At 64.7% G+C, this 24,591-nt stretch carries 25 protein-coding genes and 1 pseudogene; 21 read left to right on the top strand and 5 right to left on the bottom strand.

All coding sequences use genetic code 11. The annotated features are described in order from the left end of the window. Positions 1 to 241: pseudogene (locus VN047_RS20620) on the top strand (hypothetical protein); the annotation flags it as partial. An 86-nt stretch (positions 242 to 327) separates the two neighbouring features. Here the strand turns inward: VN047_RS20620 and pspF are convergent. Next, positions 328 to 1,353: a phage shock protein operon transcriptional activator gene (pspF, locus tag VN047_RS20615; RefSeq protein WP_325546022.1), complete on the bottom strand. Its 1,026-nt coding sequence runs from the start codon at positions 1,351 to 1,353 to the stop codon at positions 328 to 330. Positions 1,354 to 1,532: 179 nt separating this feature from the next. On the opposite strand from pspF, the gene VN047_RS20610 reads away from it, so the two are divergent. From VN047_RS20610 to VN047_RS20515, 20 genes are all read left to right on the top strand, one after another. Next, on the top strand, positions 1,533 to 1,700 hold the full coding sequence (locus VN047_RS20610) for a hypothetical protein (protein ID WP_325546020.1): 168 nt from the start codon (positions 1,533 to 1,535) through the stop codon (positions 1,698 to 1,700). A 99-nt stretch (positions 1,701 to 1,799) separates the two neighbouring features. Further along, the gene (gene pspA, locus VN047_RS20605; protein WP_325546018.1) at positions 1,800 to 2,462 is read left to right on the top strand and encodes a phage shock protein PspA; all 663 of its coding nucleotides are present in this window, start codon (positions 1,800 to 1,802) and stop codon (positions 2,460 to 2,462) included. Positions 2,463 to 2,474: 12 nt separating this feature from the next. Continuing rightward, positions 2,475 to 2,753 carry an envelope stress response membrane protein PspB gene (gene pspB, locus VN047_RS20600; RefSeq protein ID WP_325546016.1) on the top strand — a complete coding sequence of 93 codons (279 nt, stop codon included), beginning with the start codon at positions 2,475 to 2,477 and terminating at the stop codon, positions 2,751 to 2,753. A gap of 1 nt (position 2,754) precedes the next feature. Further along, positions 2,755 to 3,135: an envelope stress response membrane protein PspC gene (pspC, locus tag VN047_RS20595; RefSeq protein ID WP_293643337.1), complete on the top strand. Its 381-nt coding sequence runs from the start codon at positions 2,755 to 2,757 to the stop codon at positions 3,133 to 3,135. Positions 3,136 to 3,167: 32 nt separating this feature from the next. Further along, complete coding sequence (locus tag VN047_RS20590) at positions 3,168 to 3,467, top strand: hypothetical protein (protein ID WP_325546011.1); 300 nt, start codon at positions 3,168 to 3,170, stop codon at positions 3,465 to 3,467. Between the two features lie 14 nt (positions 3,468 to 3,481). Then, a complete protein-coding gene (locus tag VN047_RS20585) occupies positions 3,482 to 3,799 on the top strand; it encodes a hypothetical protein (RefSeq protein ID WP_325546010.1) in 318 nt (105 codons plus the stop codon). An 11-nt stretch (positions 3,800 to 3,810) separates the two neighbouring features. Next, positions 3,811 to 4,074: a hypothetical protein gene (locus VN047_RS20580; RefSeq protein ID WP_037513613.1), complete on the top strand. Its 264-nt coding sequence runs from the start codon at positions 3,811 to 3,813 to the stop codon at positions 4,072 to 4,074. 29 nt (positions 4,075 to 4,103) lie between these two features. Beyond that, positions 4,104 to 4,367, top strand: a complete 264-nt coding sequence (locus tag VN047_RS20575; RefSeq protein ID WP_325546008.1) for a hypothetical protein — start codon at positions 4,104 to 4,106, stop codon at positions 4,365 to 4,367. Between the two features lie 23 nt (positions 4,368 to 4,390). After that, a complete protein-coding gene (locus VN047_RS20570) occupies positions 4,391 to 4,636 on the top strand; it encodes a hypothetical protein (RefSeq protein ID WP_325546006.1) in 246 nt (81 codons plus the stop codon). Between the two features lie 130 nt (positions 4,637 to 4,766). Then, on the top strand, positions 4,767 to 5,177 hold the full coding sequence (locus VN047_RS20565; RefSeq protein WP_325546004.1) for a SufE family protein: 411 nt from the start codon (positions 4,767 to 4,769) through the stop codon (positions 5,175 to 5,177). A gap of 200 nt (positions 5,178 to 5,377) precedes the next feature. Beyond that, on the top strand, positions 5,378 to 7,027 hold the full coding sequence (locus VN047_RS20560) for an alpha/beta hydrolase-fold protein (RefSeq protein ID WP_325546003.1): 1,650 nt from the start codon (positions 5,378 to 5,380) through the stop codon (positions 7,025 to 7,027). A gap of 11 nt (positions 7,028 to 7,038) precedes the next feature. Beyond that, on the top strand, positions 7,039 to 7,761 hold the full coding sequence (locus VN047_RS20555; RefSeq protein WP_325546001.1) for a hypothetical protein: 723 nt from the start codon (positions 7,039 to 7,041) through the stop codon (positions 7,759 to 7,761). A 146-nt stretch (positions 7,762 to 7,907) separates the two neighbouring features. Next, complete coding sequence (locus tag VN047_RS20550; RefSeq protein ID WP_325545999.1) at positions 7,908 to 8,477, top strand: sigma-70 family RNA polymerase sigma factor; 570 nt, start codon at positions 7,908 to 7,910, stop codon at positions 8,475 to 8,477. Beyond that, positions 8,449 to 9,423 carry a FecR family protein gene (locus VN047_RS20545; protein ID WP_325545997.1) on the top strand — a complete coding sequence of 325 codons (975 nt, stop codon included), beginning with the start codon at positions 8,449 to 8,451 and terminating at the stop codon, positions 9,421 to 9,423. Before VN047_RS20550 ends, VN047_RS20545 begins: the two co-directional genes overlap by 29 nt. Before the next feature lie 122 nt (positions 9,424 to 9,545). After that, positions 9,546 to 12,878 carry a TonB-dependent receptor gene (locus VN047_RS20540; protein ID WP_325545995.1) on the top strand — a complete coding sequence of 1,111 codons (3,333 nt, stop codon included), beginning with the start codon at positions 9,546 to 9,548 and terminating at the stop codon, positions 12,876 to 12,878. A 56-nt stretch (positions 12,879 to 12,934) separates the two neighbouring features. Then, a complete protein-coding gene (locus tag VN047_RS20535; RefSeq protein WP_325545993.1) occupies positions 12,935 to 14,881 on the top strand; it encodes a S9 family peptidase in 1,947 nt (648 codons plus the stop codon). Beyond that, positions 14,878 to 16,689 carry a DUF885 domain-containing protein gene (locus VN047_RS20530; RefSeq protein WP_325545991.1) on the top strand — a complete coding sequence of 604 codons (1,812 nt, stop codon included), beginning with the start codon at positions 14,878 to 14,880 and terminating at the stop codon, positions 16,687 to 16,689. The genes VN047_RS20535 and VN047_RS20530 overlap by 4 nt, the downstream gene beginning before the upstream one ends. Then, positions 16,686 to 18,494, top strand: coding sequence for a DUF885 domain-containing protein (locus VN047_RS20525; protein ID WP_325545989.1), 1,809 nt, complete (start codon positions 16,686 to 16,688; stop codon positions 18,492 to 18,494). Before VN047_RS20530 ends, VN047_RS20525 begins: the two co-directional genes overlap by 4 nt. Further along, positions 18,491 to 19,714 (top strand): hypothetical protein, encoded by a 1,224-nt coding sequence (locus VN047_RS20520; protein WP_325545987.1) that lies wholly within the window; start codon positions 18,491 to 18,493, stop codon positions 19,712 to 19,714. Before VN047_RS20525 ends, VN047_RS20520 begins: the two co-directional genes overlap by 4 nt. Beyond that, complete coding sequence (locus tag VN047_RS20515) at positions 19,711 to 20,820, top strand: dipeptidase (RefSeq protein ID WP_325545985.1); 1,110 nt, start codon at positions 19,711 to 19,713, stop codon at positions 20,818 to 20,820. Before VN047_RS20520 ends, VN047_RS20515 begins: the two co-directional genes overlap by 4 nt. On the opposite strand, the gene VN047_RS20510 is transcribed toward VN047_RS20515, so the two are convergent. The 4 genes from VN047_RS20510 to VN047_RS20495 form a co-directional block, all read right to left on the bottom strand. Further along, complete coding sequence (locus VN047_RS20510) at positions 20,794 to 21,633, bottom strand: ABC transporter permease (protein WP_325545983.1); 840 nt, start codon at positions 21,631 to 21,633, stop codon at positions 20,794 to 20,796. The two genes, VN047_RS20515 and VN047_RS20510, sit on opposite strands and share 27 nt — an antisense overlap. Further along, positions 21,630 to 22,802 (bottom strand): ABC transporter permease, encoded by a 1,173-nt coding sequence (locus VN047_RS20505; protein ID WP_325545982.1) that lies wholly within the window; start codon positions 22,800 to 22,802, stop codon positions 21,630 to 21,632. The genes VN047_RS20510 and VN047_RS20505 overlap by 4 nt, the downstream gene beginning before the upstream one ends. Position 22,803: 1 nt before the next feature. Further along, complete coding sequence (locus tag VN047_RS20500) at positions 22,804 to 23,856, bottom strand: ABC transporter substrate-binding protein (protein WP_325545980.1); 1,053 nt, start codon at positions 23,854 to 23,856, stop codon at positions 22,804 to 22,806. Next, a partial coding sequence (locus VN047_RS20495; RefSeq protein ID WP_325545978.1) for an ABC transporter ATP-binding protein occupies positions 23,853 to 24,591 on the bottom strand: 739 nt, incomplete at its 5' end. The genes VN047_RS20495 and VN047_RS20500, both read right to left, overlap by 4 nt.

Here is a 24,591-nt window from a genome sequence, read left to right as displayed (position 1 = left end):
CGCGCCCGTTGCCAGCGAACGCTGGGTCGTCGCGCAACAGGCGATCTCGCGCCTCGCCGCCGCGCGCGCGCCGCTCACCGCGGCGCTGGCCGACATCGATCGTCTCTATATCGAGCGCAGCGTCGACGAGCAGATCGACGGGCTTCCCGACATTTACGCGCTCCGCGATCGGCTGGCGGACCTCGCGTCGACGCAGGATGCGGTGCTGGAATCGCTGAATGCGCAGTTGCCGGGGCAATAGGAGCTTCGTCGCCCCCGCGAAGGCGGGGGTCGCTATTCGGCCTTAAGCTGCTTCTCCAGCGGCCCCCGCCTTCGCGGGGGCGACGATCATTGATTCAGCCCGTGCTTTTTCAGCGCATGGCGAATCTGGTCATAACTCAGTCCCAGCGCCTCGGCCGCGACCTTCTGGTTGAAGCGGCAGCGTGCCATCGTGTCAGACAATATCTGTCGTTCATAGGCATCGACTGCTGCGCGCAGATCGCTGACCGGCCCCGATGGCATTGCCGCCGCCGGTGCCGCGTCGCTCGCCGTCACCTGCGGCGCTTCGCTTTTGACCGCTGCCTTGCGGACGACGGGTTGCCATGGGCTGGCGAAGGGGTCGAAGCTCAGCGTGTCGACCGGCTTTTCGGGATCGGCCCAGCGATAGATCGCGCGTTCGATCACATTCCGCAGCTCGCGGACATTGCCCGGCCAGTCGTGTCCTTCCATCGCGGCGAGGGCGCGCGGGCCGAAGCCCGGCCATTCGTCCCAGCCGAGCACCGCGGCCATGCGCTGTCCGAAATAGGTCGCGAGCACCTCGATGTCGCCTTCGCGCGCGCGGAGCGGGGGCAGGGTGATGACCTCGAACGACAGCCGGTCGAGCAGGTCGGCCCTGAACCGGCCCGCGTCGACCAGCGCCGGCAGATGCTCGTTGGTCGCGGCGACGATGCGGACATCGACGCGGATCGGGCGCGATGACCCGACGCGCGTGACCTCGCCATATTCGACCGCGCGCAGCAACCGCTCCTGCGCGCCCATCGACATTGTCGCGAGCTCGTCGAGAAAGAGTGTGCCGCCGTCGGCCTCCTCGAAACGCCCGGCGCGCGTGCGCGTCGCACCGGTGAAGGCGCCCGCTTCGTGCCCGAAAAGTTCGGATTCGATCAGCGTCTCGGGCATCGCCGCGCAGTTCATGATCACATAGGGGCGATCCCAGCGCGTCGACAGGCGGTGCAGGCGTTCGGCGATCAGTTCCTTGCCGGTGCCGCGCTCGCCGATCACCAGCACCGGGCGGTCGAGCGAAGCCGCGAGGCTCGCGCGTTCGACCGCGTCCTGAAACGCCGCCGACTGGCCGATAAACTGCGTCTCGCGCTCCATTCCCAATCATTGGCAAATTTTCCCGCTGATTGGCAAGTCAAATCGGAGCGTGGCGCGATTTCGGCGTGAAGTTCCGCGGTTTTTGGCGCCTTCGAGCAATTGGCACGCGTCCTGCAAAGATTTCGACGAACCGGCGCATATCGTGCCGGTGCAGCGAGAACCAACAGGAAGGTTGACCCATGAAACCGATGTTTGCCCAAGCCGCCACTTTCGTGCTCAGCACGGCCGGAGCGCTGGCGATCCTCGTTGGCGTGATCGACCAGCCGCAGGTCGCTGCCATGACCGGCACCCCCGCCGGTCCGCTGGTGGCCGCTGTCATGTCCCCGGCGGTCAGTCCCTTGGCCTGACCGGCACTGGTGCCGGGGCACTCTCCCCCCTTGCCCCGCTCCGGCACCAGATTTTTTCCAGAACAGACAAGTCTCAAGATTTTCGACAGGAGTTTCCCAATGGGTATTTTTTCACGAACCCGCGACATCATCGCCGCCAACGTCACCGACCTGCTCGACCGGGCCGAGGATCCGGAAAAGATGATCCGCCAGATCATCTTCGAGATGAACGAAACGCTCGTCGAAGTCCGCGCTTCCGCCGCCCGCACGATCGCGGACCAGAAGGAAATGCGCCGCCACATCGCCAAGCTCGAAAGCCTGCAGGACAGCTGGAAGGAAAAGGCCGAACTCGCGCTGTCGAAGGACCGCGAAGACCTCGCCACCGCCGCGCTCGTCGAAAAGCAGAAGGCCGGCGACATGGCCGACAAGCTGAAGGCCGAGATTGCGGTGCTCGACGATGCGCTCACCGGATACGAGGCCGATATCGCCAAGCTGCAGAAGAAGCTCAGCGAAGCCCGCGCGCGCCAGTCGAGCGTCGTCAACCGCCTCGAAAGTGCCGAGAACCGCTACAAGCTGCGCGAAATGACCAACGGTGACCGCGTTGAAGACGCCTTCTCGCGCTTCGAAATTCTCGAACGCCGCGTCGACGAAGCCGAGGGCCGCGCCGATGCGCTGAACCTCGGCTACAAGAAGTCGCTCGACGAGGAAATCGCCGAACTGCAGTCCGCCGACAAGGTCGCCGACGAACTGGCCGCGCTGAAAGCCGCGCAGGCCAAGAAATAAGGAGCCGGACCGATGGAGGAAATCATCATCGTCCCGATCGTCATCGGAACGCTCTTCCTCGGTCTGCCCTGGCTGATCCTCCACTACATCACGAAGTGGAAGCAGGCCAAGACGCTGACCGGAGAAGATGAACAACTGCTCGACGAACTTTATGACACGGCACGGCGCCTCGAAAATCGCCTGCACACCGTCGAACGCATCATCAGCGCCGACCATCCCGACTTCCGCCCCGCGGTACGTAGCGATGAAGACCTGGCGCAAATCGAAAACTACAAGACCAGGAGGAACTGAGATGTCTGCCAGTCGTACCAAATTCTACCTCGACAAGCAGAACGCCAAATGGAGCGGCGTATGTTCGGGCATCGCGGACTATAGCGGTGTCGACGTCCTCTGGGTCCGCGTCGGTGCGGTGCTCCTGACGCTGATGGGCGGATTTCCCTGGACGCTGATCGCTTACTGGATGGTCGCCTGGATGGGCACGCCCAAGCCGTTCGCGCTCTATGGATCGAACGAGGAAGCGAAGTTCTGGCAGGGCGTGCGTTCGAACCCCAGCGCTTCGACCCGCGACATCCGCTCGCGCTTCCGCGACATCGACCGCCGGCTTGCCGACATCGAGCAATATTACACCAGCCACAACCGCCGCCTCGCCGACGAGATCGACGCGCTCCGCTGAGCGGACCGGAGCAGGCAACAGGGAGACGACAGATGAATTTCGGTGGTACCGGTTTCGTCCTCGCCATCATCGCATTGTCGATCGGCGGCTGGATGTTCACCACCTGGATCCGCGCCAAGCACGGCTATCCGGTCGAGAATGAATGGGGTGGCACGGTTCATCGAACCGACCCCGACGCTGATCGAAAAATCGCCCTGCTGACCGATGACAACGCCAAATTGGCGGGGCAGGTCAGCCGGCTGGAAGAACGGATTTCGGTGCTCGAACGCATTGCGACCGAAAATAATGGTCAGGCGGCAGAGCTCGCCAGCCAGATCGACCGTCTGCGCTGAGAGGATAGAAGATAATGGAACTCGACTTTCTGAACGCCGTCGCCCCCGTTGTCGCCGTTGTCGGTCTCGCCGGGGTCGCAGGATGGGTCTTCACCACCTGGCTGCGCGTCAAGAACGGTTATCCGCTCGAGAACAGCTGGGGCAAGGCGGTCTATCCGAAGACCAGCGACGAGGCGATGGAACGCGTCAAGCTGATCAGCCAGGAAAACGCCCAGCTGCGCGCCGAACTCGGTTCGGTAAAGGATCGCCTCGCGGTGATCGAGCGGATCGTCACCGACGAAGGGCACCGGCTGAGCCACGAGATCGAAGCGCTGCGGCGCCCGTCGAACTGAGAGGAACGAACATGGAAGTCATCTTCATTCTTGCCATCGTCGTCGGGCTGCCGGTCACACTGGCGATCGGCTACGCCGCTTATGAGCGGACCTTGAAATTCAAGGAAAAGCAGTTCCAGGCGATCACGCACGAGACCGCCGAAAAGGCCGCGCAATATGCGGCGCAAACCGAACGGCTGGAAGCGCGCGTCCGCGTTCTCGAGCGCATCGTGACCGACAAGGGCATCGATGTCGCGGACGAGATCGAAAAACTGCGCGACGCTCCGCTGAACTAAAACAAAGATATACGGAAAGGATCTTCCCCATGGGCCCATTTGAAATGGTCGTCGGCATCGTCCTGATCGTGACGATCGGCAGCATCGTCCGCGCCAAGCACGGCATCCGCCGCGACCACAAGGGAGGCGATTATTTCGTCGCCCGGGACACTGGCGAAACCAAGGCGCTGCAGGCCGAAATCCGCGCGCTGAAGGACCGCATCCAGGTGCTCGAACGCATCGCGACCGACAACAACCGCGCGGTCACGCTCGATCAGGAAATCGAGAAGCTGCGCGACAGCAGTAAAATCTGAACGCCGGTAAAGGAGCAACGCTCATGGCTTTCATCACTCCCGACTTCACCGCCGCCGCGGTCGCGTTGACCGCGCTGACCATCATCAGCCTGGTGGCGCTGCGCGGCTGGCGCGACTGGATCCAGCTCAAGCGCGAGGAGCTTGCCGCCGGGCACGCCGCCCCCGCGCAGGATCCCGGGATTCCGCACGCCGGATCGCGGATCGAGATTGCCGATCTCAAGGAACGGCTGCGCAAGCTCGAAGCCATCGCCGCAGGGGTCGATCTCTAATCCACGCCTGTAATGCGCGGCACCGGCCCGCCCTGCTGTCAGCTCCGTCCGTCCGGCGCTGGCAGCGGAGCGGGCCGATGTCGTTCCGGGGTCTTCCAACCGGACGTCAACTATGCGAGTGGGCGCGGCCATGCGCAGTCTCGACGATATCTTCGAAGAATATGACTTTCTCGACGGCGACGATCGCTATCGTCTGCTGATCGAACTGGGCCGCACCCTCGAGCCGATGCCCGATGCGCTCAAGACCGATGCGACGCTCGTGCGCGGCTGTTCGGCGAGCGTCTGGGTCTATCCCGTGCCGCAGGATGGCGACCGGCTTCACTTCCTTGCCGACAGCAATGCCGCGATCACCAAGGGCATCGTCGCGCTCGTTCTCGCGGCGGTGCAGGACAGGTCCGCGGCTGAAGTCGCGGCGATGGACGTCGCCGCCGCTCTCGCCCCCTTCGACCTGACGCGTCAGCTGTCGTCGAACCGGACGCAGGGCGTCCCCAACATGATCGCGCTTGTGCAGGACACCGCGCGCCGCATCGCCGCGGGTTGATCTCCACCCGCACTGCAGGCGGTGGTTTTGCCGCGAGCGCTCCCGGTGCAACAAATCGACCTCGACCGCCTGTCGCGTCGACCGGAAAGTAGAGGATTTCGTCAGCCCGTTCATCGTTCCGGATAGAGGATGATGAATCAGGGGGTGGTGGAATGATATTTCCGGGAAGCGGCAAGCGTTGGTTGTCTTGGGGTATGGCCGTGCTCGCGCTTGCAGGCAGCAGTCCTGCGGCGGCGCAAATCAGCTTTTCGGTCACCCTCCCGCAGTCGGCGGCCAGCGAGCCGGTCACCGGGCGGCTGATCGTGGTCACGACGCGCCGCGCGGCCGACGGCGCGCCCGCGCGGGCCGAGCCGCGCCAGACGATCGGCATGAACGGTCCGCCGGCCTTTGGCATGGATATCGAGAATCTTCGCCCCGGGGCGACGGTGACGCTCGATGCGAAGTCGGACGGCTTTCCCTTTGGCCTCGATCGGCTCCCCGCCGGCGACTACAGCGTCCAGGCGGTGTTGATTCCCTACAGGAAGGCGAAGCGCGCCGACGGCCACACGATCTGGGTGCCGATGAACGACCAGCGTGTCATCGCGCCGATGTTCCCGGGCAATCCCTATAGCAAGCCTGCCGACGTCCGGCTCGATCCCGCCGCGAGCGCGCCCGTCGCGCTGACATTGACCGAGAAGATCGGGCCGATCGCCCGCGAGCCGGATACGCCGTGGATCAAGCGCGTCCGCATCAAGAGCAAGATCCTGTCCGATTTCTGGGGCATGCCGATGTACATCGGTGCCGAAGTGCTGCTTCCCAAGGATTTCGACAAGCATCCGGCCGCGCGCTATCCGGCGATCTATACCTATGGTCACTTCGGCGGATCGTTCAATTTCGACACCGATCCGGCGAGCGACAGCGAAAGCGCGCGCCGCGGCGCGGCTGACGCCAACGTCAAGACGGGATACCAGTTCGCGCAGGAATGGTCCGGCGAGAAATTCCCGCGCATGGTCGGCATCACGCTTGAAACGCCCGGGCCCTATTTCTTCGAATCCTATGCGCTCAATTCAGCGAACAACGGGCCGTGGGGCGATGCGATCACCAAGGAATTGATGCCCTATCTCGAAAAGACCTTTCGCCTGATCGATCAGCCCTATGGCCGGATCGTCGAAGGCGCGTCGACGGGGGGCTGGGAAGCGCTCGCGCTGCAGCTCCATTATCCCGACCTGTTCGGTGGTGCGTGGATATTCAATCCCGACCCGATCGACTTCACGCGCTACCAGCTCACCGACATCTACAAGGAGGACAATATGTTCACCTTGAAGATCAACGACTGGATCACCCAGGAAAAGCCGTTCCGCCGCAGCCGCGAAGGCCATCCGCTCGTCGACCTCCGCACGCTCGCGGCGCTCGAAGGCATGCTGGGTTCGAAGGGGCGGAGCTATTATCAGCTCGGCATCTGGCAGACGACGCACGGTCCGGTCGGTCCCGACGGCTATCCCGTCATGCTCTATGACTACAAGACCGGCGTCATCAACAAGGACGTCGTCAAATATATGCGCGAAAACGGCTTCGACCTGTCAGGCTATGCGCGCGACAACTGGGCGACGCTCGGCCCGAAGCTGCGCGGCAAGCTCAATTTCTTCGCGGGCGAAATGGATGATTTCTACCTCAATCTCGCGGTCTATCAGTTCGAGGACATGATCGCCGAGGTTGCGGGCAAGGATTATCCGATCCGCTTCGAATATGGCCGGCCGAAAAAGGGACACAACTGGCACCACACCGACTGGGCGGGCGTCGTCCGCGAGGTCGCCGACCAGGTCCGGAAGAACGCGCCCGCCGGCGCGCCGGTCGAGCAATGGAATTATTGAGGAGGCAGGGGATGGTCGAGATTGGGGGAAAGCGCCTCGCGCTCGTCGCGGCCGGTTTCATGATGGGGGCCGCGGCACCGACCGCGCTCGTGATGGCCGACAGCGGACCGCCGAAGGGCGTGTTCGACGAGATCAGCGTCAAGCGGATCAACATCGTCGAACCCGATGGCAAATATCGCCTTGTTCTCGCCAATTCCGAACGCTTTCCGGGACTGTTCATGGAAGGCAAGGAGTATAAGCACCACAGCCGCGACGGCGGCGGGATGCTGTTCTTCAACGACGAGGGCGACGAGGTCGGCGGGCTGACGTTCGGCAGCAAGACCGTCGGCGACAATCGCCGCGCGTCGGGCTCGCTGATGTTCGACCAGTACAAGCAGGATCAGACCGTCGGCCTCCAGTATAGCGAGGCGAACGGCAATCGCACCGCGGGGCTGCGGGTCTGGGACCGGCCCGACTGGTCGATCAAGCCGCTGATGGAAATGAGCGCACGTGCCGCCGCCTCCGACGAAGCCGGGAAGGCCCGCATCCGCGAGGAGATGCGCGCCTATGCGATGGCGAACGGCGGGGCGGGTGCCGAGCGCGTCTTTGCCGGCAAGACGACCGACGATGCGATCGTGCGGCTCGCCGACAAGAGCGGCAAGCCGCGGCTGCTGCTCAAGGTCGGCGCCGATGGCGAGCCGAGCATCGAGTTTCTCGACACGTCGGGGAAGATCGTCAAACGCATCACGCAATAGGCGCCGTCTCTTCCACACCGGGTCGGGATTGCGGTTCCCGGGGGCGTTGCCGTGCGTTCGCCCTAAAATATTGATTATGAACAAATAAATTCACAATTATGTCATTTTTACTTGACGCGGCTATCGAATGCTGATGCCATCGAGCCATGGATCGTCAGGCTCAACTCCGCTGGTTTGCGCGCGAAGTGCTTCCGCACGAGCCCGACTTGCGCAAGTGGCTCGGCGGACGCGTTCGCGGGCTCGATTCCTGCGATGTCGATGAAGTGGTGCAGGAAGCCTATGCCCGGCTCTGGACCGGCGATCCCGATGCGATCCGCAACGCACGCGCCTATCTGTTCGTCACCGCCCGCCATATCGTTGGCGAACATCTGCGCCGCTCGCGCATCGTCGCGATCGACCTGGTGGCGGATTTGGACTCGCTGAACATCATTGACGAAGAGATGAGCGTCCACCGGCGCCTCAGCGGACAGGAAGAACTGGCGCGTTTGCATGAAATACTGCAGACGCTGCCGCCAAAATGCCGACAGGCGTTCGAGCTGAAGAAGTTTCAGGACTTTTCGCAGCGCAAGATCGCCGAACATATGGGAATAGCCGAAAGCACGGTCGAGAAGCATCTCGCCAAGGCGCTTCGGCTCGTTTCCGACGCAATGAAAGAAGCGCCAGCCGGCGCGCAGGATGGAAGACAGCGTGAGCGCAGGTTCTGGAAATGGGGCTGATATCGACACCCAGGCGACAGCCTGGGCGGTCCGGTCGGCCGAGCGCCCGCTAGACAGCGCCGAACAGCGACAACTCGACGCATGGCTGGAGGCCGACAGCCGGCATCTGGGCGCCTATGTCCGCGCGCAGGCGCTTTGGCTCGATATCGACCGGATCGCTGCGCTCGATGGCGGAACGCAACGCGATGTTCCCGTGCCGGTTCGCGAGCGACCGTGGCGACGCTATGCGATGGCCGCTTCGGTCGCGCTCGCCGCTTTTGGCGGAACGGTCGCTTATGATCATCTGGCCGGCCGGGTCTCGACTGAACGGGGCGAGGTGCGCCGGATCGCGCTCGAGGACGGGTCGATCCTGACGCTCAACGGCAATTCGGCGGTTCAGGTCCGTTACGAGGACGATATCCGGCGGATCATTCTCCGCCGCGGCGAGGCTTCGTTCGAGGTCGCGCACAACACGCAGCGGCCTTTCGTCGTCAATGCCGAAGGACTCGACGTGCGCGCCGTGGGGACCGAATTCGTCGTCGGCATCGAAAATGGCGGCGTCGAGGTTACGGTCGAGGAAGGCGTCGTCGCTGTGGGCGGCAAGGCGAGCGGCGCGGCGCAGCCGCGCTATATCCGCCGCAACGAACAATTCGTCGCCGCTGCGACCGGGCCGCGCAAGGCGGTGCTCGACGCCGCCGACGTCGAACGCCGGATCGCCTGGCGCAAGGGCTTGCTGGTTTTCAATGGCCAGCAGCTCGGCGCCGCGGCCGCCGAGGTGAACCGCTATTCCGACCTTCGCGTTGTGATCGAGGATCCGACGCTGGCGCGCGCGGAATTCATGGGTGTTTTCAAGCTGGGCGATGCGCAGGCGTTCGCGGGCGCCGCGGCGCAGGCTTTCAACGGCGAGGTCATCCGCCGCGGCGACGAGCTCGTTCTGGTGCGCCAGCAGAATTCTCCGTCGCACTGATAGCGGATTTCCGCACGCCGTCGCTCGTCTGCTTATGGAAGCGTAGTATCGCTCCGGGGCATGAGGGAGGCAAGACGATGAGGTGGGGGCAATTGAGCCGGTTCAATTCGCGGACGGTACTGATGGCCGGTGTCGCAGCGACGATGCTTTGCGCGGCACCCGCCATGGCGCAGGACCGCCAGCGCTATTCGATCCCGTCGGGCGATGCAGCGCAGACGGTCCAGCGTCTTGCCGTGCAGTCGGGCGTGCAGGTCATGGTCCCCGAAGCCGATCTGTCCGGAATCAAGACGAACGCGGTCAACGGTAATTACACGCCGGTCGAAGCGCTGCGATTGATGCTCGCGAACAAGGGGCTGGAGGTCGTCCGGAACGCCAATGGCGCGGTGGTGATCCGCCGCGCGGCAAACCGCCCGCAGGCGAGCGCCGGCACCGAAACGACCGGGGAAGAGATCATCGTCACCGGTTCGCGCATCGAGCGCGCGGGCTTCGATACGCTGCAGCCGGCGATGGTCGAGGATTCCAGGGAAATCGAGAGGCGCGGCTTTGTGAACGTCGCGCAGGCGCTGGAAGCCAACCCGTTGTTCGGAACGTCGGACAGCAGTGCGGTGGGCGGGAACCAGGCGATCAACGGAACCGGACAGCGGTTCGTCAATATGTTCAGCCTGGGGTCGCAGCGGACGCTGACGCTGGTCAATGGACGCCGTTTCGTGTCGGCCAATTCGGCAGCGGCGAGCGGCAATGCCTCGGCGGGGTCGCAGGTCGATCTCAACCTGATCCCTGCCGGGCTGGTCGACCGGGTCGAAACGATCGCGATCGGGGGCGCGCCGATCTATGGTTCCGACGCCATCGCCGGCACGGTCAACGTCATTCTCAAGAATAATTTCGATGGCCTGCAGATATCGAGTCTCGCAGGCATCAATGAAGACGGGGATTCGCATCAATATGCAATCCGGGGTCTGGCCGGGACCAACTTTTCCGAAGGCCGCGGCAACATAGTCGTCGGGCTGGAATATACGAAGCAGAGCGGCCTGCTTTATGGCGATCGCTTCGGTGGTTTCAGAAACACGATCCCCAATCCCGACAACGTCAATTCGACCGACGGCATCCCGGCGCTCAGCGTCGTCGACGACTATCGCTTTGCTGTCTTCACCGAGGGCGGCCTGCCCTACTTTGATTCGGGTGCCGCGGGGCTGCTCGGCGTGGATGGGCCGGGCGTGTCGTTACCGGGTTTCGGCATCGCGCCGAACGGCAACTATATCTTCGATGCACAGGGGCGTCCGCTGCAATTCGGTGCGAATGGCGAGCTGGTCCCCTATAATGTCGGAACCGTGGTCAGCGATATTCTGGCGTCGGCGGGTCTCGGTGCGCTGGGTGTCTTTCCGCTCGCGACGTCGGGCGGCGACGGATTCAGTCTGGCCGACAATACCTCGCTGCTTACCCCGACTGACCGGGTGCTCGGCAACCTTCTTGCGCATTTCGATGTGACGCCCAACGTGCGCGTCTTCTTCGAAGGCGCCTATGCGCACAGCAAGGTCGTCCGCCTGTCCGATCTTACATCGGTGGCCGCGCCGGGGCTGATCGGCGGACCGAAGCTGACCTTCTCTGTCGACAATCCGTTCCTTTCGGATCAGGCGCGTTCGATCCTGCAGGCGAACGGCCTCACCACCTTCAACCTCAACCGCAACCTCAACGACATCGTCCAGCGCAAACCGCAACAGACGGTGCAGGACCTCTATCGTTTCGTAGGCGGGGTCGAAGGACATTTCGACGTTGCCGGCGAGCGCTGGAACTGGGATGTCTCCTACAATTACGGCCGCGTGCGGAATAATTCGCGGGTGACCTACATCAATCCCGAGCGTTTCCTCGCGGCGGTCAATGCCGTCGAAGCGCCCGACGGCTCGATCATCTGCGGCGGCAGTGCGCCGGCGGGTTGCGTGCCGATCAACCTGTTCGGCTACAACTCGCCCAGCGACGAGGCGGCCGCCTATGTCAGCGAGGCCGGCCGTTCGAAAAGCACGAACACGCAGACGGTGCTGACCGCCAACCTCGGCGGCAAGCTGCCCTTCGGCATTTCGAGCGAACGGATCGCCTTCAACATCGGCGTCGAGCGCCGCGTCGAAAAAGCAGTGTTCGCGCCCGACGCCGTCCTGCAGGCCGGCGACAGGCTGCTCGGCGAGGGCATCGGCGCCTATTCGCCCGTTTCGGGCAAGTTCGGGACGAAGGAAGTCTATGGCGAACTCGTTGTTCCGCTGATTTCGGACGATCAGAATTTTCCGCTGATCCGCAGCGCCGAATTCGACGGTTCGATCCGCTATGTCGATCATTCGATTGCGGGCGGCGCGATCACTTGGTCCGCGGGCGGGCGTATCGCGCCGAAACTCGGCGGGATTGGCGAAGGGCTGACCCTGCGCGGCGTCTATACCCGCGCGATCCGGTCCCCGGCGATCAGCGAATTGTTTGCGGCGAGTTCGCCCGTGACCAACACGCTGACCGATCCGTGCAGCAGGGACAATTATAATCGCGGCAACAATCCCGACGTTCGCGCCGCCAACTGCGCCGCCGCGCTTGCCGCCGTGAATGCGCCCGCACCGAGCGCGTTTGTTCCGACGACCAATATCCGGTCGGCGTCGGGCAGCCTGTCGGGCAATTCGAACCTCGACAACGAGAAGGCGAAAAGCTGGTCGCTCGGGCTGGTTTACCAGCCGCCCGCGATTCCCGGTTTCCGGCTCGCGGCGGACTGGACCGACGTCCGGCTCCTCGGCGGGATCGAAAATCTCGACGTCAATTCGCTGATGGCGTCCTGTTATGACAGCGCCAGCTATCCCGCGAACGACGCCTGCGGCAATTTTCGCCGTCTGACCGCCGCGGATATCGCAACGGGTAACGGCACGGGCGGGGCCCAGCGCAACCCGGGCGACATCGCGAACGGCTTCAGGACGGGCTTTGTGAATACATCGACGCTCCACTTCGCCGGACTGATCGTTGCTGCCGACTACAGCTTCGACATCAGCGGTCTGGTGCCGGGGTCGGGCGGGCGCAGCTCGATGCGTTTGGGAACCAAGCTTTTCTATACCGATACTTTCGAGCAGGTGCTTTTCGATGGCCAGCCCATAACGCAAGCGGCCGGAACGGTTGGCGTGCCGAAATGGCGCGTTCAGGGCAATGTCGGCGCGACGCTGGGCGAGGTTGATCTCGATGTCCAGGTTCTCTGGCGCGACAAGACCAAGTTCAGCCTCGACCAGACGATCGAGGACACGCCGATCAACGACGTCGGCGCCTATGCGCTGGTCAACGGGACGATCGGTTTCAATGTCGACGACCGCTTCCGGCTGCAGCTGATCGTCAACAATATCTTCGATCGCGACATACCCTATGCCGCGATCGCCCGTCGCAGCTTCGGGTCGTTCGACTTCCTCGGCCGCGCCTATTTGCTGACCGCGAGCGCCAGCTTCTGACGATCCTGCGGGGTAGCGCGCCACCGCTGCCCCGCACCGCCAACATGAGAGACGAAATGCGCAAATATCTGCTGCTCGGCATCGCTTTGGTCTGCCACGCCGCTCCCGCCATGGCCGAGGAAAATTCGCCCGGGCGCTACACGATCGAGCAGTTGATGGATTCGGATGTGATCGGGGGTCTGTCGTGGTCGCCCGATGACACGAAACTGATCTTCACGAGCAACCGCACGGGCATCGCCAATATCTACGAAATGCCGTCGGGGGGCGGGACGCCGACCCCGCTGACCAACTCGGTCAGGGAGACGGTCAGCGCGATCGGCTATTTTCCGGACGACGGGCGGATCCTCTTTTCGAGCGATCAGGGCGGCAACGAACTCGCACATATCTATGTTCGCGAACTCGACGGCACCACGCGCGACGTGACGCCGGGCGCAAAGCATGTCGCGCGCTTCGTCGAATGGGCGCAGGACGGCAAAAGCTTCTTCGTCCAGACCAACGAGCGCGACCCGCGCTTCTTCGACCTGTACGAGATCCAGACCGACGGTTACGCCAAGACGAAGCTGTTCGAGAACGACAAGGCGTATCAGGTGCGCGCGGTCAGTCCCGATCGCCGCTATGTCGGCCTCAGCCGGATCGTCGATAATGCGACGAAACATTGCTACGTCTACGACCGGACCGAGGCCCGGCTGATCCAGCTCACCGCCGAGAACAAACCCGTCGCGTGCGAACCGCAGACCTTTTCCGACAAGGGGGCACAGCTTTTCTACACGACCGACGACGGCGGCGAATTCGCCTTCCTCGTGCGGCAGGATCTTGCGACCGGCAAGCGCGTCACCGTGTTCAAACCCGACTGGGACGTGCAGGGCGCGAACCTGTCGCGCGACGGCAGGACGCTGGTCGTCTCGGTCAATGAGGATGCGCGTTCGCGACCCTATCTGTTCGATGCGACGACCTTCAAACCGCAGCGCCTTGCCGACCCGATGCCGGGCGCCAGCGTCGGGCTGCTCCTTGCCAACCATATGAAAAAGGCGCTCGTGAGCGCCTCGAACGGCGCCACGCCGGGTGAAATCCTGCTGCTCGACCTTGCTACGGGCAAACGGACGCCGCTTCTTGACGCGCGCGCACCCGGCGTGGCGCCCGACGATCTGGTCGCAGGCGAGGTCGTGCGCTTCAAATCATATGACGGGGTCATGGTGCCCGGAATCCTCTATGTGCCGAAGGGCGCAAGGAAGGGCGACGCGCTTCCCGCGGTCATCCATGTCCACGGGGGGCCGGGCGACGAAAGCCGGATCGGCTATCGCCCCTTGCAGCAATATCTCGCCAACCACGGCTATGTCGTGTTCGAGATCAACAACCGCGGCAGCAGCGGCTCGGGCCGCACCTTCTATCATCTCGACGACCGCAAGCATGGCGATGCCGATCTCGACGATGTCGTTGGGGCGAAAAAGATGCTTGCCGAAACGGGCTTCGTCGATCCTGCCAAGGTGGTGATCCAGGGGCAGAGCTATGGCGGCTATATGACGCTCGCCGGGCTCGCCTTCCGCCCCGATGCTTTCGCGGCGGGGGTCGATATCTACGGCGTGTCGAACTGGCCGCGCCTCCTCGCCAACACGCCGAGCTGGTGGGAGGATCTGCGCCGGCTGCTGTTTACCGAGGTTGGCGATCCCGAAAAGGATGCCGATTACCTCCGCAAGATTTCGCCCGTCTTCCACGCTGAAAATATCAAAAAACCGCTGCTCGTGCTGCAGGGCGCGAACGACCCGCGCGTGCTGCCCGTCGAGTCCGAGGATATCGTCGCGAAGGTGAAGGCGAACGGCGTGCCGGTCGATTATATCGTCTTTCCCGACGAGGGGCACGGGTTCCGCAAAAAGGCGAACCAGATCGTCGCCTATCGCAAGATCCTCGAATTCCTCGACACGCATGTGAAGGGCGCGGCGGCAAGGGCCGCACCCGCCAAGGCCGAAGAAGTTTCGCCGCTCGGCGATTTCCCGATCGGCCAGTGAACGACCTTCGCCTCAGCCGCCGCGAGCTGATCGCTGCCGGTGCGTTCGTTGCCGCGACCCCGGCGTGGGCGGCGACGGCGCGCGATGAGGACGCGGGTCTCGATGCCTTTTTCGAACGCGTCTTCCAGCGCGATCTCGCGCGTAATCCCGCGGCGCAATCGTCGATGGGGGCGGCGGGCGGCATGGCGGGCTGGCCCGATGTCAGCGCAGCGCGCGCCGACGAGAATGCCGCGCTGGTACGCCGCGACCTTGCCGAATTGAAGCGCTTCGATCGCACGGCGCTGAGCTTTGAGGCGCAGCGCAGCTATGACCTTTTCGCCTATGACGCCGAAGAGGCGATCGAGCGCCACCGCTGGCGCGGCAATCATTACCCCGTCTGCCAGATGCGCGGGCCGCAACGCGACATTCCGCAGACGCTGATCAACAATCATCCGATCGCAAGCGTCGCCGACGCCGAAGCCTATGTCGCGCGGCTGCACGCGGTGCGCCCCTATCTGGCGGCGGTCGTCGCGGGACTCGAACAGCAGGCGGCGAACGGCGTCGTCCCGCCGCCTTTCTCGGCGCCGCTCGTCATCGGCAATTGCGAGAAGCTGATTACCGGTGCGCCCTTCCAGCGCGGCACGTCCGACAGCCCGATCCTTGCCGACTTTCGCGGCAAGCTCGCAACGCTTCCGGTCGGCGACGCCGAAAAGGCGCGGCTCGTGAAAGCAGCCGAGGCAGGGCTGGTCGAGGGGTTCGGGCCCGGCTTTCGGGGCCTCGTCGACCATCTTCGCGCGATCAGCTGCGGCGCGAACTGCAACGACGGCGTCTGGCGGCTGCCCGATGGCGATGCCTATTATGCGGCGCAGCTCCGCTGGAACACGACGCTGCCGATCTCGCCTGCGGAGGTGCATCGCATCGGGCTCGAAGAGACCCAGCGTCTCCACGGCGAGATGCGCGCGGTGGCAAAGCGTGCGGGGTTCGCGGGCACGCTTCCCGAGCTTTTCGAGCATGTTCGCAGCGATGATCGCTTCTATTATCCCGACACCGCCGAGGGGAAGGCGGCTTATCTCGACGCAATGCGCGCGAAGATTGCCGCGGTGACCGCGCGCCTCGGCGAACTCACCAATCATGTTCCGAGCGCCGACGTGCTGGTGAAGCCGGTGGAGCCCTGGCTCGAAGCGTCCGCGGGCACCGCGGGCTATTTCGCGCCCTCGGCCGACGGATCGCGCCCCGGCATCCTCTATGTCAACACGCGCGACATGCGGAACCTGCCGATCTTCGAGCTGTCGGCGCTATCCTATCACGAGGGGGTTCCCGGGCATCATCTTGAAAAGGCTGTGACGCGCGCGCTGACCGGGCTGCCGAAGTTTCGCGCTTTCGGCGGCTATACCGCGTTCAGCGAGGGCTGGGCGCTGTTCGCCGAGCAGCTACCGATCGACATGGGGCTTTACGACGATCCGTGGCAGGAGTTCGGGCGCCTTTCGATGGAGCTGATGCGCGCGGGCCGCCTCGTCACCGATACCGGCGTCCACGCGCTGCGCTGGAGCCGCGAAGAGGCGGTGGCGTGGCTCGACGACAATACGCCAGCGAACCATGCCGACAATGTCACTGCGATCCAGCGCTATATCGTCACGCCGGGACAGGCCTGCGCCTACGAGATGGGCAAGCTCAAGCTGGTCGAACTGCGCGACCGTGCGCGGACGAAGCTGGGCGACGGCTTCGATCTTCGCGGCTTCAACGACAATATACTCGGCAGCGGGCCGCTGCCGCTGCCGATACTCGAAGCCAATATCGACGCGTGGATCGCAACGGGAGGACAGGGATGATCGGCAGGCGCCACTTCATCGGCTCGGCGGCGCTGGTGGGCGCGACTTTGATCGCACCGCCGGTATTTGCGATCCAGACTGACGAGGATGCGCGGCTCGATGCCTTTTTCGAGACGATTTTCCAGCGGTCACTCGATCGCAGCCCGACGCGCCAGTCGGCGCTCGGCATCCGCCGCGATCAGGACAAGTGGGACGATATCAGCGAAGCGCGCGAGCTCGAGGATCATCGGTTGCGCGAAGCCGACCATGCCGCGCTCGCAGGATTCGACGCCGCGAAGCTGTCGCCGCAGGCGGCGCTCAGCCTCCGGATGTTCGCGCGATCGACGGAACTTGCGCTCCGCGATTTCGAATGGCGCCATCATGATTATGTGATGACGCAGATGGGCGGCATGCACACGCGCGTCCCGAGCACGCTCACCAACAGTCACCCGATTGCGAGCAAGGCCGATGCCGACGCCTATATCAGGCGGCTCGAAGCCGTCGCGCCGCTGATGGCACAGGCGATCGCCCGGCTCGATGCGCAGGAGGCGAGAGGCATCCGGCCCCCGCGCTTCGTCTACGGCCTCGTGCTCGAACCCTGTCTCAACCTGCTCAGGGGGGCGCCGTTCGAAGGCGAGTGCGACAGCCCGATTTTCGCCGACTTCAAGGGCAAGATTGCAAAGGCGGACCTGGCCGATACCGAACGCGCCGACCTCGTCGCGCGCGCCATCGCGGCGCTGCAAGGCGGCTTCGCGGGCGGCTATCGCGCGCTGATTGCGCATCTGCGTGCCGCCGAGGCGAAGGCCGACGAGACCGCGGGCGTCTGGAAACTGCCGGGCGGGCAGGCCTATTATGCGGCGCAGCTCGAAAACTACACCACGCTTCCGCTGAAGGCGGCCGACGTCCACGCGCTCGGGCTCCGCGAGGTCGCGAGCATCCACGATGCGATGCGCGCGATCATGAAACAGGTGGGCTTCGCGGGCGACCTTCAGGCCTTTTTCACCTTCATGCGCAGCGACCCGCGCTTCTATCATCCCGATACCGACGCCGGGCGCGCTGCCTATGTTGCCGAGGCGAATGCCCTGCTGGACGAAATCCGCGCGCGGCAGGACGAGCTGTTTGCGCGTCTGCCGAAAGCGCCGGTCGAGGTCCGCGCGATCGAGGCATGGCGCGAGAAATCGGCGCCCAAGGCGCATTATCGCAACCCGCCGCAGGATGGCTCGGCGCCGGGCATCTTCTATATCAACCTTGCCGACATGAAGGCGCAGCCGCGCTACCAGCTCGCCGCGACCCTCTATCACGAGGCGATCCCCGGCCATCATGTCGAAACCTGCATCGCGCACGAGATGGATGGGCTCCCGAAGTTCCGCCGTTTTGCGAGCATCGCCGCCTTTTCCGAAGGCTGGGGGCTCTATTCGGAACTGCTGCCGAAAGAGATGGGGCTCTATGCCGATCCCTACTCGGATTTCGGGCGCCTTTCGCTGTCGCTGATGCGCGCCTGCCGTCTGGTGGTCGATACCGGCGTCCATGCGCTTCGATGGACGCGCGAGCAGGGCATCGCCTATTTCGACGCCAACATGCCGTCGAGCCATTATGACAACCAGCGCGAGGTCGAGCGCTATATCGTCATCCCGGGTCAGGCGACCTCCTATTATATCGGGATGCAGAAGATCATCGAACTGCGCACCCGCGCGCGCGAAAGGCTCGGCGACCGGTTCGACCTTCGCCGTTTTCACGACATCACCTTGGGCGCGGGGCCGCTGCCGTTGCCGCTGCTCGAAGAACGCATCGAGGCATGGATCGCCGGGGGAGGACAATCGGCATGAAGAGACTATCAGCGCTTCTGCTGGCGCTCGGCGGTGCGGCCGTGGCCCACGCGGCGCCACCGCATTACGACGTCGCGGCAAAATTCGATCCGCAAGGCGCGCTCGACGCCGACGTCACGATCACGCTCAGCGAAGGCGAAGCCGAAAAGGCCTTTCTGCTTTCGGACCGCTTCGCGCTGCGGCCGATGGACCTTCCGCCGGGGGTCACCATGTCGGTCGAGCCGTCGACCTCGCCGATGCCGGCGCTCAACAAATACAGCTTTCGCTTCGCGGCGCCGACGGCCGACCCGGTCAAGCTGCGCTTTCGCTATGCGGGGCCGATCCTCACCGAGCATGACAGCGGCAACAAGCCGCTGCGGCCCGAGGGTTATGAACTGTTCATCGACCATATGTGGTTCCCGGTCGGGGCCGACATCCAGACGCGCTTCACCGTTGATGCGACGATCGACGGGCTCGCACCCGATCTGGTGGTCGTCGCGCAGGGCGATGTAACGCGCACCCCGACCGGGGTACGCATCCACCGCGATTTCCTCGACATCGACCTGCCGCTGGTCGCGATGCACGGGTTGCAGCGCGCCGAGGCGCATGGCGTCGAATTCTATTCGCGCGACCTGTCGACCCAGCTGTCGGGCTGGTACGTCAAACACGCCGAGGGTGCGGCGCGCTATTTCGAGACGATGTTCGGCCCGCTGCCGCGCAAGGTGCGAATGGCGCATGTCTGGCGCGACCGTTCGATGGGTTACGCGCGCACCGCCTATACGGTGTTGTCCGAAGGCGGGCGCAACACCCCCGACATCACCGAGGTCAATCCCGGCCGTTATGTCGCGCACGAGATTGCGCACGCCTGGTGGATGCTGGCCAGCCCGCTCACCGACGATTTCTGGCTCGTCGAATCGGCCGCCGAATATATGTCGATGCGCTATGTCGAGCGTGCTTTCGGGGCGGAGGAACTGGCGAAGAATATCGCCGCCAAGCGCGACGGGACGAAGGACGCGGGCCCTGTCATGGGGCACGGCCGCCCGAACCGGATCCAGCTTTACGGCAAGGGGCCGCTGCTGCTGCTCGATCTCGAGCATCGCATCGGCCGCCCCGCGATGGACCGGCTGATGATCGCGATGGCGAAGGAGCCCGTCCACACGACACCGGTCTTCCTGAATCATCTGACCCAGATCGCCGGCGCCGAGGCGGCGAGCGCGTTCGAGAAGGCGCTCCATACATGATCGTCTCGCGCCGCCAGTTGATCGGCGGCGCGGCGGCGCTGGCGTTCGCAGGCCCGGCACACGGGGCCGGTTTCGGCGCGGCGCGCTACGGCAAGGCGATGGTGATCGATGGCCTGTCGTCGCTGGGCGCGCTCGATCCGGAGGCGCCGGGCATCGCGGAGCAGCTCGCCGTCTACCGTGCGTCGGGACTGACCGCGATCCACCAGACGGTCGGCGCCGCGGGCAATACGCCCGGGCGCTATGAGGAAACGCTGCGCCGCATCGCGCGCTATTCGCGCTTCATTCAGGCGCTTCCCGATCATCTGCTGCATGTCCGCACCGCTTCCGACCTAGCTGCCGCGCAGGCGAGCGGTCGGCTCGGCGTGATTTTCGGGTTCCAGGACACGGTGCCCCTCGAAACCGAGGTAGCGCGGCTCGACCTGTTCGACCTGCTCGGCGTGCGCATCGTCCAGCTCACCTACAACAAGCGCAACCTCGTCGGCGACGGCTGTCTCGAGTCCGGCAATGCGGGGCTAAGCGACTATGGGCGCGAGGTGGTCGCGGGGCTCAACGCGCGGCGGATGATCGTCGATGCGAGCCACGCCGCGCAGCGCACGATCGCCGAGGCGATTGCGACCTCGACCGCGCCGATCGCGATCAGCCACACCGGCTGCCGCGCGCTGAACGATGTCCCGCGCAACACGACCGACGCCGACCTCCGCGCGCTCGCCGACAGGGGCGGGGTCGCCGGCATCTATTTCATGCCCTTTCTGCGCGCGAGCGGCCAGCCGCGCGCCGACGACGTGATCCGCCACATCGAACATGCAGTGAAGGTCGCGGGCGAGGATCATGTCGCGCTCGGCACCGACGGCGGCATTCGCGGGGTCGAACTCGATGCCGAATATGCCGAAGGCCAGCGGCGTTTCTACGAAGAGCGCAAGGCGATGGGGATCGCGGCGCCGGGCGAGGCGCCCGACGTCTTCAACCTCATCCCCGAATATAACGAACCGGCGCGCTTCCTGAAGCTCGCCGACGATCTCGCTGCGCGCGGCTGGCCGGCGCGGCGGATCGAAAAGCTGCTCGGTGCGAATTTCGCGCGGCTATGCGCCGACGTCTGGGGGCGCTGATCCGGGGCGGATCCGTTCGCCGCGACGGCGCAGCAGTTCGGCCGCGCCCAGCAACAGCGTCGAAGCAACGATCAGCAGCGTTGCCGCGGCCGCGATCGCGGGGCTGATCTGTTCGCGTACCCCTTCGAACATCTGGATCGGCAGCGTGCGCTGCTCGGGGCCCGCGATGAACAAGGCCACGGTCGTTTCGTCGAACGAGGTCATGAAGGCAAAGACCGCGCCCGCCGCAACGCCGGGCGCAATCAGCGGCACGAGGACGCGAAGCAATACGGTGAGCGGTGGTGCGCCGAGGCTCGCGGCGGCGCGGAGTAGCTCGGTGTCGAGCCCGCGTAGTGCTGCATGAACCACGATCACGACGAAGGGCACTGCAAGCGCCGTGTGCGCGACGATCAGCCCGAGCGAGCCGTTGACGAGGCCGAGCGGCGCAAAGAGAAAGTAGAAAGCGATCGCGACGACGACCACCGGCACGACGAGCGGCGCGGTGATCAGCGCGACAATCGCGGTTTTGGCGCGTGAGCGCATGTAAGCGAGCCCGATCGCCGCGAGCGTGCCGAGCGGCGTCGCGATCAATGTCGTCGCGACGGCAATCTTCAGGCTATTGCCGAACGCGTGCGTCCATTGCGGCGATTCGGCGAGCGTCCGATACCAGCGCAAAGAGAATTCGCCCTCGGGAAACACGAGGAAGGTTGTGGGATTGAGCGACAGCGGGATCACCGCAAGGATCGGCAGCACCAGAAAGGCGAAGACGAGGACCGAAAAGCCGATCAGTGCGGCACGGCCGGCGCGCTCTGACCGGGAGCGGCAGGCGCTCATGCCGGCACCGTGCGGACCATCGTCCGTCCCGCGAAAACCATCAGCAGCAGCGGCAGCAAAAGCAGCAGGCTGAGCGCCGCCGCCATGCCCCAGTTGAGCGACTGGTTGGTGTAGAAGGCGATCGACGCGCTGATCATCTGGTCGGCGCCGCCACCGACGAGCGCGGGGGTTACATAATAGCCGAGCGCGAGGGTGAAGACGATGATCGCCCCCGCCGCAACGCCGGGCAATGTCTGCGGCAGATAAACCGCGAGGAAGGCACGGAGGGGCGGGGCGCCGAGCGAACTCGCCGCGCGCATCGCGGTCGGCGGAATGCCCTTCATCACGCCATAGAGCGGAAGAATGAAAAACGGCAGCAGCACATGCGTCATCGCGATATAGACGCCGAGCCGGTTGTAGATCAGCTGAAGCGGCGCATCGATCAGCCCGACAGCCTGCAGCGCGTTGTTCACGACGCCGTTGGTCTGGAGCAGCACCGCCCACGCGGCGGTGCGGACGAGCGCCGAGGTCCAGAAGGGCAGGAGCACGAGGATCAGTAGCGGGTTGGCCGTTCGATCGGGGAGCGAGGCGAGCAGATAGGCGACCGGATAGCCGAGCAGGGCGCAAAGGAGCGCGACGATCGCACTGATCTTGAAGGTGCGAAGATAGATGTTCGCGAAGACGGCCTGTTCTGCAGGAACGCTGACGACGGCATCGTCGGCGTTCAGCCGGCGGTCGAGCGCGGCGAGCAGGTAATGGCGGGTGAGCGGTCCGTCGGCATGGCGCATTGCGGCCCAGATTCCGGGCTGTCCCCATCGAGGGTCGATCCGCGCAAGCTCCGCCACATTGCCCCCCGGCGCGCCCGTGGCCAGCCGATCGGCGGTCGCGTAAAGCAGGCTGCGCGACCCGACCATGTCGTAGTTCAGCCGATTGGCGACCTGATTGAGCGTTCCCGCCTGCCGCGCGGCGCCGATTTCGCGCGCGACGGTCGCGGCAAGCGTATCGGGCGGCAATCCCGCGCCGTCCCATTGCCGGAGCGCCACCGCGCTGTCGGGCCAGACGCGTCCGAGATCGCGGTCGACCACCGCGCGCGACAGCATCATCAGCACCGGTGCGACGAAACTCGCGATCAGGAACAGGAGCAGCGGCGCGACGAGCGCGAAGCTCCACCAGCGCCGGAGCCCCGGCAATTTAACGCGCGACCCAGGCATTGAACCGCTGGGTGAGCTGGTCGCCATATTCGACCCAGAAATTGGCGTCGAGTTCGAGCGCGTCGGTCATGTTCGCCGGGTCGCTCGGCGTGTCGAGTTTGAGTTTCGGATCGACGCGCCGGTTTGCCTCGATATTGGTAAGGCCGGTCGGGATATGGCTCGCAAGCCGCATCTGGTTTCCGGGCTGTGTCATATAGCGGAGCAGCTGCGCCGCTTCGGCCTTGCGCGGGCTGTTGGCGAGGATCACCCAATAGTCGACCGCATAAATGTTACCATGCCAGTCGAGCTTGAAATTGCGACCTTCGGCGCGGTTCGCGACGATCAGCCGGCCCGGGCTGGTCACTGACATCACGACCTCGCGCGAGCCGAGGAGGTCGGGGACCTGCGAGATCGAGGACCACCAGACGACGTTCGGCTTGATCTCGTCGAGCTTGCGAAACGCCCTGTCGACGCCCTGGGGCGTGCGCAGAGTCGGGTAGACCTGATCGGCCGGCACGCCGTCGGCCATCAGCGCGAATTCGAGCGAATATTTGGGCGTCTTGCGCATCCCCCTTTTGCCGGGGAAGCGCTTGACGTCCCAGAAATCGGCCCAGCTCTTGGGCCCCGGTCCCTTGATGCGGTCGCCGTCGTAACCGATCACATAGGACCAGAGCATCGCGCCGACGCCGCAGTCATGCACCGCCGCGGGCAGGAAAGCGTCGCGCCCCCCCAATGCAGCCCAGTCGAGCCGTTGAAACAACCCCTCCTCGCAACCGAGGATCAGATCCTCGGTTTCAACCTGGACGATATCCCAGCTTGTGTCGCCGCCGACGACCTTGGTCCGGATCACCCCGACGCCGCCGCGCCAGCTGTCCTCGCGCAGCGGAATCCCGGTCGTGCGCGAAAAGGACGTCCAATAGGCGTTGCGGTGCGCGTCCTGCGACGATCCGCCCCAGCCAACCACCGTGAGCGGACGGAGCTCCGAACTCGAGCCGCACGCGGCGACGCTTGCGGTGAGCGCGGCGATACCCAAAAGGCGTGCCCAGCTTTTCATGCGACCTCTCTTTGGCGCAAGGCAGCATGGTCTTCGGCGGGAAAGGCGAAACAGCGATCGGTGCACCAACCGACCGGAATCCGCTGTCCGGGCGCGATTCCCGGTGTGCTGGACGTCCGGATCACGAGCGATCCGCCGCCGCCATCGAGTGTCGCACGGATGCGGCTGTGGTCGCCGTGATAGGCGAGTTCCTCGACCCGCGCTTCGATGGCGTTGCAGCAAGCCGGAGGAGCGGCGCTCGTCTCGACATGCTCCGGGCGGATGGCCGCGATCACAGGGTCTCCGGCCATGATTTCGCCGGCTGCCATCGCGCGGACGATCTGGCCGCCGGGCAGCCGGATAGCGCATTGATCGTCCTGCCGCGTCACCACCATACCCGCGAGCATGTTGTTTTCGCCGACGAAACCGGCAACGAAGGCGTTGGCGGGTGCTTCGTAGATCGCGTCGGGGCGACCGATCTGCTGGATGCGCCCCGCCGCGAACACCGCGATCCGGTCGGACATCGTCAACGCCTCGCCCTGGTCGTGGGTGACGTAGACGATGGTGAGACCCAGCGCGCGCTGGATCCGCTTGATCTCGACCTGCAGATGTTCGCGAAGCTGGCGGTCGAGCGCGCCGAGCGGCTCGTCCATCAGCACGAGGTCGGGCTCGAACACCAGCGCGCGCGCAAGCGCGACGCGCTGGCGCTGGCCGCGAACACCGCGATCCGGTCGGACATCGTCAACGCCTCGCCCT

It is taken from the genome of Sphingopyxis sp. (assembly GCF_035565275.1).
Classification (GTDB): Bacteria; Pseudomonadota; Alphaproteobacteria; order Sphingomonadales; family Sphingomonadaceae; genus Sphingopyxis.
The sequence above is the reverse complement of the archived record's forward strand: the minus strand, read 5'-3'. Positions and strand labels throughout refer to the sequence as shown.